Genomic DNA, 13,679 nt, shown 5'->3' with positions numbered 1-13,679 from the left:
AGGATCTGTACAAATAATGGTTCTCTCTCTATTGTTTATTAAATTATTTATCGCAAAAGCTTGGCCTTTCCCTGATCCTGAAGAACCCACAACATTTACATTCAGATTGTCCACCGTAGTTTCATCATGAGCTATGACTAACTTCTTTGTTTCAATATCTCTACCTAGAATTATCCCTTTTTCAGCATTTAAGGTTTTAAAGGGGTCTGTCTCGGAGTATTTACTATTTTTAGAAATAGCTCCCCCTTTAAGTAGCTCTGGAATTGTTCCCCATCTCGAAGTACCATGAACACCAAAATCACTAGCATCCTCATATTTCTTATTTTTCAATCCCATTTTAGAGAACACAAAGCCCATTGATATAACTAATACTACAAGAAATAAAATTTGCATTTGCTTATCAGTTGTTTTCATGAACTGAATTGTACCCTCATAATCCTTTAAGTTATCCTGAAGGTTATTGTGTTCTTTCAGCACTCTAAGTAATCCAGCATAGAAATATCCAAGTATAGTACCTATAGTTAAACCGCATAAAATTTGAACAAACTTATTTCTTTCTTTTCTTTTCATTTTCACTCTCCTATAATTCATGACCTCCAAGATAATTTTTTCTAGCTTTTTTCTTCATTTTTCGTTTTCTTTCTAAATCATTATCTTTGGTTTCTTGACTTTGAGCCATTTGAATTAGAGTGTTAAATAATTGCCCTGAATCACTTGCGACATTATTATTCGTTTGTTCTTCAAATTCATGTTTTCCTCTTGGCTCAAATCTTTTTCTATCTGAAGGTCTGTAATGATTTTGTTCATAAGACTTATCATTATATTTCTTTTGCTTTAGTAGTAATAAATCTTCAGATAATATACCTGTACTTTCTCCTGTTAAATGTAGAAGTAGTAATTGGCTTTGAACCTTTGGAGGGATTACCTTAATTGTTACATCATCAATATTTGGATAGTAAATTTTCATCATATTAAATAGTTTTTCTTTTAAGGCTTCTTTTCTACTTTCCTTATCAGAAATTTGTTCACTAATTGCTGTAAATTTAATTGATGAATCATATACTTTTTCCGCATTAAAATTATCAAATGTGTGTTTATAATCCTTCTGAATTTTAGTCTTAGTTCTTTCTAAAATTAGCAAGTCCTTATTTAAACTATCCCATTCATTCAATACATCTTTTAAATTATGATGTTTATCATTTAAATAAGGATTATCCCTATTAAAATCAGGAAGCGATTCATGGATTATAGTATTCTCTCTAAATTGTTGCGTGTATGAAAACTTAATATCATAAAGATCCACATTAGATCCATCGAATTCTTGTGCATACTCAGGATATAAAAACTTAAATTCCTCTTTAGTAAATTCCTTTTGAAGTTCATAGGCTCTTAAAGATTCATCATATATCGTTTCAAAATAAGAAATTGTTCGATTTAATTCATCTTTTTTACTATCTAATTCATTAGTTCTTTCCAATAATAAATCTTCAAATTTATTTGGAATGAATCCATAAGCTAGAACACTTTTAGGATTCTTATCAAAGGATAATTTTGCTTTTGATAAAACCTTTTCTTCAGCATCAATTTGTAGTTTTTTATAATCAATTTTTTTCTTCCAATTATCTAATTTTTTTAGATTCTCTTTTGCACTCTGATAATCAAGGAAACCACCAACACGTCCAGCTACTTTTTTAAGTACTTCCCAATCAAACTCTGATAAATCCATTGATCTACGAATCTGATTAAATTCATTTAACTTTTCATTCTCAAATTTTTGACGATAATCAGATAATGAAACTACTTTTTGTTCAATAATTTCTATCTTTTTGTTGGCAACTTCAATCTCTTTATTTATCTGAGCATAATGTGAAGATGGCTGATATTCTTTACCTTCTTTTTTTGAAATTTTCTTTTGCCTTTCCTCAAATTGATATTCTTCTCTTGTAAGTCTCAATCGAGGGATTTTATTTAGGCCTTGCTTTTCATAACTTTCATGAGAAATCCGTTCAGGAATATTCATTTTTTTATACCATTCATTCACTTTTTCAGCATAAGATTCACGCCATTTTAACAATGTTTCTTTATCATTCCAATTAACAGAATGTATCCATTTTCCATCTTCATTTTTTATTCTTTTTTTTCCCCAACTCCCATCTTCATTGAAAGGTCTAACTGTCAACATAATGTGCGCATGTGGATTATGTTCACGATCTCTATGTATAGAAATATCAGCTACCATTCCATCACTTACTAACATCCCATTAACATATTCTTTTAGCATTTCTTTTTGTTGTTCATTAGTAAGTTCAACAGGTAGTGCAACTAAAAGTTCTCGTGATAATCTACTATTCCAGTTCCTCTCAACTTTTTCAACTTCATTCCATAACTTTTCACGATCATAAGCCCATTTTGGAGCATGTTTAGGAGCAAGAATAAAAGAATCGGGTTTTACTTCTCTACCTCTATAAGACTTAAATTCCATATCTCTCTCAGAATATAATTTCTCACCACTACGATATGAAGCCGAAGCAACAGCGGATTGACTAGACTTATTAATATTCCTCACATTGAAATAAAACAGACTCATTTTGATTCTTCCTCCTTCCATTTCCCCCGTAGGGCTATTGTCGCCAGACAACGTTTGAATCATAACTTTGGAAAAGTTTTGATTACCCATGAAACAGTTAGGAAACTGACTGTGTAAATGGGCACTCGCTTCCCTTCGTGATCATTATACCACTTCGTTTTTCCATCAACAAGTTTCATAGTGGTCTTATATTTAGATTTCTCTTTTATTCTCTATTTCTTTTCTATATAATTCAAATAGGAGGTGTAATCATGGTAAAGTTACGTACAGACAAGCAACTAAATGATATTGAAGAACAAATAAAAAAACTCCAACAAAAAAAGAAAAACCTAGAAAAACAAAAAAATACAAACGTTGGAAAACACTTATTTGAGTCTTGGGAAATAGAAGACGAACAAACAGCAATCACTTTGATCAATATACTTAAAGAACAAGCAAAAGAAAAATTAAGAAATATTTCACTAAACGGTGAAGGTTCTAATGGAAACTAAGGATGATCAATTAAAAAAAATTGATCAGAAAATTAAAGATTTAAAAAAGTTACATCATGATACAAAAAAATCTATTGAGAGAAAAAAATCACAAAATCTCAGAAAAGAGAGAGCTAGACGTTTAATTGAGACAGGCGCTTTAGCTGAAAAATATTTTGAAATTACCAATCTTGATATTTCTGAGCGTGAAGATCTTTTCAAAATCTTCTCTAGTTTCATAAAAGCTAATAAACCGAATCATTTAAAAAAATAAAGACACCTCTTTTTAAAAGAGGTGTCTTTATCAATACCGCAAAGTATTCATGAATACTTTGCGGTATTGATAAAAAATATTTTTAATTTCATCAGAGTTCTAATTCATTTTCCTCTTCTCTTTCTTTCTCATTTCCTTTATTATTTTCTTCTTTTGATTCATATGGTTTTTCATATTTCTTTCCCCAATTTGTTTCACCTGTTTCCGCAAATTCTAGGAATTTATTGTCCATATTTTTGGTACTTGCGTTCATGTGACGGAATTGTGGATTTTCTTCTTCTAATTCTTCCTGATTTTCACTTCCTTTGCTCAATGTATAAACTTCTTTGATACCTTCTAAATTTTTCATGTTATTTTTTTCATGATCTTTAAAAGATTCAGGGATAAGTCTATATTTATCTTGATTAAATATAGTTTTGATTCCTCCATCAATTTCTTTTTCATTTGAGTCTTTTAGACTAAATACTTTTTTATCATTATCATACTCACTATTAGATAAATCAATTTTTAATTTTTCTTTTTTATTTGTTTCCACATTAAAAACAACAATATTCATTTCTTTATCTTTTTCAGGATTCCATCCTAAAGCAACCATTTTAGGTAGCATTTCTTTTTGTGTAGCTTGAATTTTTTTGTCGAATGAATTGTATTTTTCAAATTCACTCCAATATTCATTTTCTTTCTTCTCTAAATATACATATGGGCTTCCATGTTTCTGATAAAACTGAGAATCTTCTTTGTAGATCTTTAACATTTCATCTGAAATTGAATTTTGTTTCTGTTCTTCTTTTACCTCTTCAATTTCATCAACTTTAATATCTTTTCCTTTTCGCTTTAAATCTTCCATTTCTTTCTGTTGTTCTATTAGATCTTTCTCAATTTTATTTACTGACTCTAATGTTTTATTTGTTTTTTCATGATTCATATTCATTTCTTTTCTTAATTTTTGTATTTCCTCAATAACTTCGTTATTAGTTTCTTTAAATTCTTTAGATTGTATTTTTATATTCTCGTCTAAAAATTTTAAAATTACTTGCTTTGCTATTTCAGGATTTTTTTCTAAATACTCATATACTTTTTTCGATTTACCAGTCAATTCTTCTTTATTAATACTTTCCAATGCTTTTTTATCAATATCTTTTTCTTTTTCTTTTCCTTCTTTATCTTTATCTCTTCCTTCTTTATCGCTTCCTTTTTCTCCTTTACCTTCCGGATCACGTTTTATTTTTGATAACTCTCTTTTCTTAAAAATCGCTTTCCATATTCTACTCAATAGTTCATACATTGCTTCACTGAAATCGTCTCTTGTTTGTTCAGCATTATTCATAGCTTATTTCCTCCTTTTTCTATACAATTATCAATTAATTTGATATACATTTATAGTATAATAAAAAAAACTTAAAAACATATAAAAGCAAAATAAATTTAATATAATATTTTTAAAAGGTGGCTGAATTTTTTTGAAACAAAATTTAGATATTCCATTGCAAAGAACCGACAAAAATAAAATTATGGAAATTAAAAAATCATCCAAAAGAAGTTATCTTGAACAACTACAAGGAATTTTTAATTACTATGAAAAAATTTCTGTAGAATTATTTGCCGATAAAGTTATAAATAATTACGATCAACTTAATGATTTAAAGAAAGATTTAGTTACAATAACAATTAAAAATGAATTATTCACACAAGAAGAGTATTTTAGAAAGATTCACAAAGCAATTCTTACTAAATTACCTCAACTAGAGTTTAAAGAAATGCTAATAATTATGATTGCTCAATACATGAAAGATAAAGAAGATCCAGCTTCACTATTTTAAAACATCATTTTAAATAGGCTGATAAGCCTATTACACTCCTTTTAAACCCTCGTTAAAAAGAGAAGTATCTACTATATGTAGATACTTCTCTTTTTTCACGCCTTTTAAAGGCTTTCACAAGACAATTACTCCATTTAAACACTTACCCCCTACCAAGATGTCCAGTTCACGCCCACGCCCCTTTTAACCCCTTAAAACAAAAATATAATTCTCCCTTAGATAGATGTGCTCCAAATCAAAAAAGACAACATCTCAAAAAAACAAATTCTTTTTGAATTCATTGATGGAATCTTTATTATAAAAAATAAATAAATCTAAAATGAACTTTATATAAATCTATAATAAATTCTAAATAAGTTTATTAAGAATTTATTATAGATCACCCTTTCTAAATATAATAATAAAAATTCAAAAGCATAACTAAAAAGAATTCATTTTAAATCCTTTTTACACCTCATTTTAAAAAGATCTACCTTTTGTAAAAAAGAATTCAAAATGAATTCAAAAAGAGTTGTTTTATATTTCATTTTGTTGTATAATTAACTCAAGGATGATTTAAACAACCAAATAAACTATGAGGTGAATAACATGTCAAATGCTAATGAAACACAAGAATTAGAAACACGAACTAAGAATTACGAAATGGATTCCTCTTTCGATATTGGAAATGCAAGCATCAAAGCTAAGATCAATGGAGAAAAATTAAAACAACCTTCTGTAATTCAATATTTATTAGAGCAACCGCCTGTTACTGAAACAAACTTAACAAAACTTGTCGCTAATTTAGACGATGATTTAACAGTACATATAACTAGTAATGGCATTAAGCGTAATGGCTTATATAACATTGGAAAAAGTGCAACTCTAACTTCTGATTCAAACGTTGAAAATATGAATATAAGATTAGGGAAAAAACATAAACATACAATCCCTGTTGCTATGACATTGGGTATGATGGCTTGTGAAGCTGTCAAAAACGCATTTACAGAAGACGGAGTTCTCCCTTCTACAATTAATATCAAATCTAATTTAAGTTCAGCTATTCCTATGAGTGAATATACTGTTGATAAAGCTGAGTTTTTAGAGAAACGATTCGCTGAAAATACACATGTAGTTGTAGTTTACGTAGGTAAGCTTACTGTTACTGTTTTTATTACATTCGAAAGTGTAAAAGTGACTAAAGAAGGTGTACCATCACTTTATGCTTTAATTGAAGCCGATTCCGATATTCTCGATAAATACAATGAACAATACCAAGAAAACGCCAAACCTAAAGATTTCGTAAACAAAAAAATCTTGCACGCTGATATTGGTGACGGTACAACAGAATATGTTTACACACAAGGCTTAAATCCTATTCCAAAAAACTGTACAGGTGAACGTCGTGGAGTTGGACATGCTACTGAAGATGCTATCAAGCTATTAAAAGAAGATACAAACGGACGTGTTCTTTTAAATCGCCAACAATACATGAATATCCTAAATGATCCTACTCACCGTTTGTATCAAGATGCATCTAGATTTTTAGAAAACAGCAAATACATTCAAGCTAAAAAAATATTAGAAGATATTGAAGAAAAGTACACAGAAAAAATAGCCGGTGATGCCGATTTCATTTGTGTATATGGTGGTGGAAGTATAGAATTTGAAGATTTACTTTATGAAGATTTACTAGAGTTTTGTGAAGAAGTAAATTGTAAGTTATTATGGATTCCAAAAGAATATGCTGTTGACATGAACATGGAAGGACTATCCATATTAAACAAAAAAATCTTTTTTAAAAAGGGGTGAATAAACAGTGTCAAGAGCCAACGTTAGTTGGAAGATAAAAGATATTAAAGATGAAGAAGCAAGAAGCAAAATAAATAAGTGGTGTGATCAGCAAGAGAAAATACAAGTTTCATTAACTAGCTTAGTACTTCATATGATAGACCGTTTCGGCTATAAAAATATTACCGATCACGATATTCAAAAATTACTACATCAAGAGTTTCCTCTCACAAGTATTACAAAAGAGGAAAGCATTTCTGAACCTATAGAAAAAATAGAGGAAACACCTGATAATATATCTAAGCAAACAAATAATATAACTACTTCCCCTAAAACTATTGAGGAAGAAAAAAAGAACCCTGTCCCTAAAGAGGTACAGAGTTCTAGTGAAGATGATATATATGCTCAGGTTGATAAGAACGCTTTTTAAAAGCGTTCTTATCAACTACCAATACCCTTTTAGGCTTTTTTCACCACTATCAGTAAAAAACAATCCCATATTTCAACAAAATATGATATACTCGTTAGCAAAGATACGATTTCTAATTTGTATCTTTGTTATTTTTTGTAAAAAAACATAAAAAAAATATAAAAAAAGAAGGAGCACCGACAACCGCCAAGTAATCGAACTCCTCTCTAATTCCTATTATTATTAATTTAATTATAATCTTCTACTTTTTGTTTGTCAATGTTATATTGGCTTATATAAAGATGCAATAAGATTGTAATTTTCCCCAATTAGAGAGTTCGATGTTAAAAGTGCCCTTCTATGTAAATAGGAGGTTTTTTATATGTCTGAAACACAACTAGTAGGCCAAACGCCTACCTTTATTACTCAGGGACATGTCCCAAAAGAAGAATTAAGACTACCAAACCAACATTTTATAACCGCAATGGATTGGATAGATAAATTAGGAGAATCCGCTTACTGTGATTATTTAAAAATGTATACAATGGCTGATCGTAGAGATAAAGATAGAGAATATGATAGAGTTCCAAGAGCGCTTTCTAGTTTATGGGAAGCTTTAGACCGTAAAGAAAAGTATTTTCGTCAAAAGATACTTATTCCATTATGGGAATATGGCTTAGTTGATTTAGTAGAATATCAAGGAGAACATGCAAGAGCTGGACATAAGCCTATGAATATAGTTATTTATCGTTACCCTTGTAATGACATTACTCTTTTAACAAAGCCTTTAGAAAAAGTACGTGATTGGAAAAAAGACTATAAATCATCAGGAAAGTTCTATGCTATAAAGGGTGGAAGACCTAAAAACGAAGTAAAGGATTCTCCACAGAATCCTTTAGTAAAGGATTCTCCACAGAAACCTTTAAAGGATTCTCCACAGAATCCTATTAATAATACTAAAGAACTTAATAATTTATTAAATTATTTTAATAAGTATGTAAGTATAGATCTATCTCCTATCGACTTTTTTAAATTTGCTATTGTAAGTTCACCATCAAAATATGTAGAGATTGAATTAAATAATTTAACTACTACATATGGAAAAGATATAGTGAATGAAGCAATTAAAAGAATCAGTGACATGAAGACTGATAAATACATAGCTACTATAAAAGGTATTATCAAGAAATGGGTATCGCAAGGAATGAACTCTTTTTCTGATATTGAAAATGTTGAGAAAGCGTATCTTGAAGAAAGAAAACAATTACAGAAACCAAAGTCTCAACAAAAACCAAACTCTCTTAAACCATCATACGGAAAGAAAGATATTGTTCCTGAGTGGCTTAAAGAACAAAAACTTAAAGATGAAGAAGTACAAACTAATAAAGAGTTGCATCAAAACGGTGAAAGCATACAAGTGACTACTGAAACTATTAAAGAAAAGATTCGTTTTTATGAAAAAAAGCTAAATAAATATATTACAGAAGACATTACAGAAGACAATTGGAAAGTAGCTAAGATCTACTTAGATGCAAAATGGAATTGGACAGAAATAGGCATATTATTTAAAGAAATTGATGAAATGAAGAATGCGATTCAATAAAATAAAGTGTTAAATTCAAAATGAATTCCTTTGGATTGTTAATTTAAATTCGGTTAGAATTCATTTTGAATTTCTTTTAAACCTCTTGTCGTTTTAAATAGAAATATAGTGTATAGAAAAATGCTTTTCCCTTACTATTTTGTGGAAGCATTGGGTGGGGGTTCGGTGGGCTAAGCCCCCGAGAACTTCCGTATTTTATTATCGAATAAAATATTATTTATGAACGTTAAACTAGCGATTCGACAGGGTATACTAGTTAATCCAAGCTGTGATGATCATCACCCCCTATTTTGTTATCAGCTTGGTGATAGCTGATAACCCAGTCGAAAAAAATTTGTAAAGAGTAAGGTGTGGAGATTTTTTGAATGGTTTCTCAAAAAATACTACCCGTTCTTTACAAGATTTTTAGCTTTATATGTTAAGAGGGATTTTTTGAGTAGGATCTACATAAAAGGATTTCTCTAGTGGCGTGTCAAGGGAATAGCACAAATGTTTTTAGAGTTGATGTTGAGTTGGGCTTTTACAAGTTCCACAATTTGCTATAATGCTAATGCGAATTGTGGAACGCCATAAAAGCATAAACGAAACACAGCGATTAAAAACATTTTGCCCCTTTACACGCCACTTCTTCGGGGGTATATAGCCCTTCTTTGGAATAAGAAAGGTATACAACAGGCATAGAAGATTTTGAACTCAATCTATGCCTTGTGTATATTAAATATAGGTAGTTAGTTTATTAGTTTCGTTGTTTTATCTTTAAATTCTTGTTTATAGACAACAATATTGTATTTATCACAATTTTTATCATTCCATGAATTGAAATAATAACTGTCATTTGTTTCCATAATGTCTAGAGTATCATGTTGCCCTTTAAAGTCTTCTAGAGTAAGTCTATTATCTTCTAGATATGTTTTTGCTTCTCTTTTAGCAAATATTATCGCATTATTGATATCTTTGAATAGATAGACGTTGCTTCCTGTTCCGTCATTATAAAAATCATATTCTACTAGAACTACTATTGGGATACACATATAAAATTCCTCCATGATAATAATTTTTTATAAATTATCTATTGTGGGTCATAAGGTTTGAGAATTTTGTTTTTAGATATATTAATAATTTATTAATTAATGAGTTACTGTAAGTTTGGTTATTAATCTTTTTAGCTATTGTTCTATCTATTGAAATATCCGATGCTATTTCATCAATACATCTACTAAAAGCATTTAGATTAATAATTGTATTATGAAAAGTATCATCTACCTCACATTCATAACTAAGTTCCAGTAAAATTGTTTGAAATTTATGCAATAATTCTTTTTGTCCTTGTTTCATGTTAACTACTCCCTTATGTTAAATGTTTTGTTAGATTTTTGATGCTTTACTTACTATTTGTTAGTAATTTGTTTTTTATTAAACTTAATGACAAAAGAGTTAAGTCGTTGACTCTTTTACCTTCCGAATTTTGTGAAATACCCTTTTCTTTTAAAAGTTTAATAATTCGTTGTCTTTCCCTTTCAACTTTCAATCGTATTTCATAGTCAAAATACATTTTATTTCCTCCTTTACATTTTGGGTCTTAATTTTATTAACCTATAATTCAACGGAATTAGTTGTTTATTCAAGCCATACTGTCCAGTAAGCATAATCATCTTCATGCATTTCCTCATATTCATCAGGCGTGTATTGTGTATGTAAGCATTTATCAGAACAAAAATATTCTAGTCCCTCGTGTATACAATATCCTTCAAACATAACTTTATTACAGCATGTACACTCTCTGTAAAAGTCCTCCGTATCAGCGAATTGAGTATAAATAATAGTAATTTCAAGTTTTTTGAAACTAGACTTGTGAATCCCTGACCAAGTATAACGATAAACTTCATTCTTTGGGTCTTCATTGAATACAATATTTAAATCATCTTTTTTATAATTGTTTTGTTGTAAAAAATTGCTGATAGTATTACAGGCTTTTAACCATGCACTTCCATAAGCATAAAATGATTCGGTTGTAGAGCTTGTAATAGCTTCTTTCGGGGATGTGTTTTTAATCTCTAATTGATAAAAAGATAATTGTGATAAGAACATAAAATTTCCTCTTTTCGTAGTAGTGTTGATAGGTTTTTCTCTGTTACCTGTTGCCTTATACGTAATGAGGAGTGATCGGAATGCAAGGGAATAGTATTAAATTTTTTAGAATTGATGTTGAGTTGGACTTTTACAAGTGTAGAAATTTGCTAAACTTACAATGCGAATTGCGGAGCGACGTGAAAGCATAAACGAAACACAATGATTCAAAAATTTAATACCCCTTGCATGAAGGGAAGGACGAATTACTATACGGCAACAGGTTTCGGTACGAACTGATATAGAACCTTATTAATGAGAAAATAATGGTTTTATTTTTAATAGAAATAAAAATTATAAAAATTTTTATACCCTTATTGCCTATTTTGGGTAATAAGGGTATAATTTAGCCTGAAGATCGCAATTGGGTTTGTAAATCAATCCTTTATACCCTTTTTGGTTATTTTATTTAAAAATAGGTATTATCTGATCTTACTAACTTATTCTAAGGAGGGAGTGAAATTATGTTTACTCGAATTCAACATTTATTACAAACGCTATTTACTGACATGCAAAGTACATTTATTTGGGCATTCATTATTGGTGGTTTAGTTTGTGGTCTAATGATTTGGCAAGGTGACGAGCAAAATGCACCTAAATTTAAAAAAGGTCTTTTATTCTGTGGTGCTGGCGTAGTAGTCTTCTTACTTGCTAAACCATTCGTTGATTACATCAAAGCTGGTCTATAAAAGTAGGTGAAAAAAAGTGATAGAGAGCTTTAGAGAAAGAAAGGATCGATTAAAAGGGGAAGGTAAAATTGAACTTCCCCTTAATATCGATTCAAAAAAATATTTAGTAGGTAAAATTTCATTTTGGGATTTAGTCATAGTATCACCAGCTTTACTAATATCAATTGTGGGCATGGTGATTTTTTATAATCAGGGAAGTCTTACAAGAGACACAGCTTTAATTTGTCTTACACCAACGATTACGTTAACAGCATTTCAGTTAATTAAACACCCGATTAGATCAAATATATCTTTCTTACAATATCGGCTGATATGGAAATTTAAATATCAAAGAAGACATAAAGAATTTTTCTATAAAAAGGGTGACATTAATATGCAACAAAATGATCAAGACATAAGAAAAGAGTTAGGTATTCGTGATATTTTTTCGAGTTGCTATGAAACAAATGATAATCGTTTTGTCAAAGTAATAGATGTATCCGCTGTTAATTTATCATTAATGAGTAGTAACGAGAGACAAAAAATATTTACTTCCTATAAAACATTTATTAATGAATTACAATTCGTTAATGAGATTCAAATATCACAGGTGGCTCAGCCTGTTAATTTATCTAAACATTTGATTCATGTGGATAATATTACGCATGGGGAAAAGAATCCAGCAAAACGAATGCTTACAAAAAGCTATAAAGAATACGTTGAGGGGATTCAAAAAACAAGAGATATGGTTGCTAGAAAACGATATGTAATTATTGATCAGCCAATTGGAAACAATCGTGAAAAATCATTAAATGATATTGAAAGAAAAGCGTCTCTTGTAACCGCTAACCTTGAAAATATGTTAACTGGACATGCAAGGTTGATAGCAAAACCACTAAATAATGAGGAATTACTACAATTAATTTATACATGTCTTGATTATGATAATGCACAGTCTGTTGGTGAATTTATTATCGGACGTGCCCATAATTCTTTAGATATATCATTAGGAAGTGAATCGGCTCAGAAGTTAATTAATCAGCTTCAAAAACAAGTGAACGAAAATATTAATTAATGAGGAAGATGGTACATGAAATATAGTTTTAAAATCCCTAAATTATTTGGTTCGAAAAAAGAAAAAAACAATTTCGCTCATACAGTAGGAGATCCAAACGAACAATTACTAACAGCGATTGCTCCTTCACATATTGTGGAGATGGAAAACGGGGTGAAATTAGGGTCTAACCATACAAGAACGTTGCTAGTGTTAGACTATGAAACTATTATCCATCAACAAAGAATTCAAGAGTTGAATGAGTTATCTGAAAACGTTAGCTTTACTTATTATATTAAGGAGTTTAATTCGGCTGAAGTTAAAGAACAACTTTCAAAATCAGTTAAACAAAATAAAATCAAAATGAAATCTCAACATGCCGATGCTTACACTGTAGCGGATGCTGAAGCACAGGTTGATTCAGCCATTCAAATGTTAAGAGATATAGCAACAGCTAATGATAAGATTTATCTATTTCACACGTATATTCATTTATCTTGTACGTCCTTAGAAGAGTTGAATAATTTAACAACATTAATAAAAAGTAGAATGGGTGCAATTGGTACAGCACATTCCCCTTCTATACGTGCTTTAGATGCATTTCGTGCTTTTTTACCTCTCGCAAATAATACCATTCCAGAAATGACGTACAGAATGATGAACTCTGAAGCTGTATCGTATTTCTTTCCGTTTCATGAAAATGAAATGTTTTCAGAAACTGGAATTGTAAATGGAAAAAATATGACAACAGGTAATGTTGTAATTGTTGATGATGAAAATTTATTAAATAAACATGAATTCGTAATCGGTATTTCAGGTTCAGGTAAGTCTACGTATTTGTTTGCTGATATGATGCGTAAATGGCAATTTGGAAGAAGGGTTATTGCAATTGATCCA

14 protein-coding genes and 2 pseudogenes are annotated in these 13,679 nt (G+C 29.8%); 9 read left to right on the top strand and 7 right to left on the bottom strand.

Annotated features, from left to right (window positions below; translation table 11 throughout):
* Together ACS2CR_RS30935 and mobQ are read right to left on the bottom strand one after the other, a co-directional pair.
* Nucleotides 1-570, bottom strand: a pseudogene (locus tag ACS2CR_RS30935) (VirD4-like conjugal transfer protein, CD1115 family); the annotation flags it as partial.
* Between the two features lie 10 nt (nucleotides 571-580).
* Nucleotides 581-2,587 carry a MobQ family relaxase gene (gene mobQ / locus ACS2CR_RS30930; protein ID WP_438906129.1) on the bottom strand — a complete coding sequence of 669 codons (2,007 nt, stop codon included), beginning with the start codon at nucleotides 2,585-2,587 and terminating at the stop codon, nucleotides 581-583.
* A gap of 251 nt (nucleotides 2,588-2,838) precedes the next feature.
* Here mobQ and ACS2CR_RS30925 point away from each other — a divergent pair, with 251 nt between their 5' ends.
* Both ACS2CR_RS30925 and ACS2CR_RS30920 read left to right on the top strand, forming a co-directional pair.
* The gene (locus ACS2CR_RS30925; RefSeq protein WP_000240014.1) at nucleotides 2,839-3,078 is read left to right on the top strand and encodes a hypothetical protein; all 240 of its coding nucleotides are present in this window, start codon (nucleotides 2,839-2,841) and stop codon (nucleotides 3,076-3,078) included.
* On the top strand, nucleotides 3,068-3,331 hold the full coding sequence (locus ACS2CR_RS30920; protein ID WP_000448103.1) for a hypothetical protein: 264 nt from the start codon (nucleotides 3,068-3,070) through the stop codon (nucleotides 3,329-3,331). The genes ACS2CR_RS30925 and ACS2CR_RS30920 overlap by 11 nt, the downstream gene beginning before the upstream one ends.
* A gap of 91 nt (nucleotides 3,332-3,422) precedes the next feature.
* Here the strand turns inward: ACS2CR_RS30920 and ACS2CR_RS30915 are convergent, their stop codons facing one another.
* Nucleotides 3,423-4,658, bottom strand: coding sequence for a viral A-type inclusion protein (locus ACS2CR_RS30915; RefSeq protein WP_437261349.1), 1,236 nt, complete (start codon nucleotides 4,656-4,658; stop codon nucleotides 3,423-3,425).
* A gap of 133 nt (nucleotides 4,659-4,791) precedes the next feature.
* Between ACS2CR_RS30915 and ACS2CR_RS30910 the strand changes: the two genes are divergently transcribed.
* The 4 genes from ACS2CR_RS30910 (at nucleotide 4,792) to ACS2CR_RS30895 (ending at nucleotide 8,933) form a co-directional block, all read left to right on the top strand.
* Nucleotides 4,792-5,151, top strand: a complete 360-nt coding sequence (locus tag ACS2CR_RS30910) for a hypothetical protein (protein ID WP_000812484.1) — start codon at nucleotides 4,792-4,794, stop codon at nucleotides 5,149-5,151.
* 588 nt (nucleotides 5,152-5,739) lie between these two features.
* Entirely contained in the window at nucleotides 5,740-6,942 is a 1,203-nt protein-coding gene (locus ACS2CR_RS30905; RefSeq protein WP_097938844.1) for a ParM/StbA family protein, read from the top strand.
* A gap of 7 nt (nucleotides 6,943-6,949) precedes the next feature.
* Nucleotides 6,950-7,351, top strand: a complete 402-nt coding sequence (locus tag ACS2CR_RS30900; RefSeq protein ID WP_088065252.1) for a hypothetical protein — start codon at nucleotides 6,950-6,952, stop codon at nucleotides 7,349-7,351.
* Between the two features lie 361 nt (nucleotides 7,352-7,712).
* A complete protein-coding gene (locus ACS2CR_RS30895; RefSeq protein WP_437261350.1) occupies nucleotides 7,713-8,933 on the top strand; it encodes a replication protein in 1,221 nt (406 codons plus the stop codon).
* A gap of 728 nt (nucleotides 8,934-9,661) precedes the next feature.
* Here the strand turns inward: ACS2CR_RS30895 and ACS2CR_RS30890 are convergent.
* The 4 genes from ACS2CR_RS30890 to ACS2CR_RS30875 all read right to left on the bottom strand — a co-directional run bounded on the left by ACS2CR_RS30890 (nucleotide 9,662) and on the right by ACS2CR_RS30875 (nucleotide 11,021).
* Nucleotides 9,662-9,964, bottom strand: coding sequence for a hypothetical protein (locus tag ACS2CR_RS30890; protein WP_437261351.1), 303 nt, complete (start codon nucleotides 9,962-9,964; stop codon nucleotides 9,662-9,664).
* A gap of 34 nt (nucleotides 9,965-9,998) precedes the next feature.
* Complete coding sequence (locus ACS2CR_RS30885; protein WP_437261352.1) at nucleotides 9,999-10,268, bottom strand: hypothetical protein; 270 nt, start codon at nucleotides 10,266-10,268, stop codon at nucleotides 9,999-10,001.
* 46 nt (nucleotides 10,269-10,314) lie between these two features.
* Nucleotides 10,315-10,485, bottom strand: a complete 171-nt coding sequence (locus ACS2CR_RS30880) for a hypothetical protein (protein ID WP_437261353.1) — start codon at nucleotides 10,483-10,485, stop codon at nucleotides 10,315-10,317.
* A 65-nt stretch (nucleotides 10,486-10,550) separates the two neighbouring features.
* Nucleotides 10,551-11,021: a hypothetical protein gene (locus ACS2CR_RS30875; RefSeq protein WP_000480048.1), complete on the bottom strand. Its 471-nt coding sequence runs from the start codon at nucleotides 11,019-11,021 to the stop codon at nucleotides 10,551-10,553.
* A 503-nt stretch (nucleotides 11,022-11,524) separates the two neighbouring features.
* On the opposite strand from ACS2CR_RS30875, the gene ACS2CR_RS30870 reads away from it, so the two are divergent.
* The 3 genes and pseudogenes from ACS2CR_RS30870 to ACS2CR_RS30860 form a co-directional block, all read left to right on the top strand.
* Nucleotides 11,525-11,749 (top strand): hypothetical protein, encoded by a 225-nt coding sequence (locus ACS2CR_RS30870; protein WP_000495110.1) that lies wholly within the window; start codon nucleotides 11,525-11,527, stop codon nucleotides 11,747-11,749.
* Nucleotides 11,750-11,765: 16 nt separating this feature from the next.
* Nucleotides 11,766-12,803, top strand: a complete 1,038-nt coding sequence (locus ACS2CR_RS30865) for a hypothetical protein (protein ID WP_000572917.1) — start codon at nucleotides 11,766-11,768, stop codon at nucleotides 12,801-12,803.
* A gap of 15 nt (nucleotides 12,804-12,818) precedes the next feature.
* Nucleotides 12,819-13,679, top strand: a pseudogene (locus tag ACS2CR_RS30860) (TrsE); the annotation flags it as partial.

The sequence above is a fragment of the Bacillus cereus group sp. BceL291 genome (assembly GCF_051776705.1).
GTDB lineage: Bacteria > Bacillota > Bacilli > Bacillales > Bacillaceae_G > Bacillus_A > Bacillus_A cereus.
The sequence above is the reverse complement of the archived record's forward strand: the minus strand, read 5'-3'. Positions and strand labels throughout refer to the sequence as shown.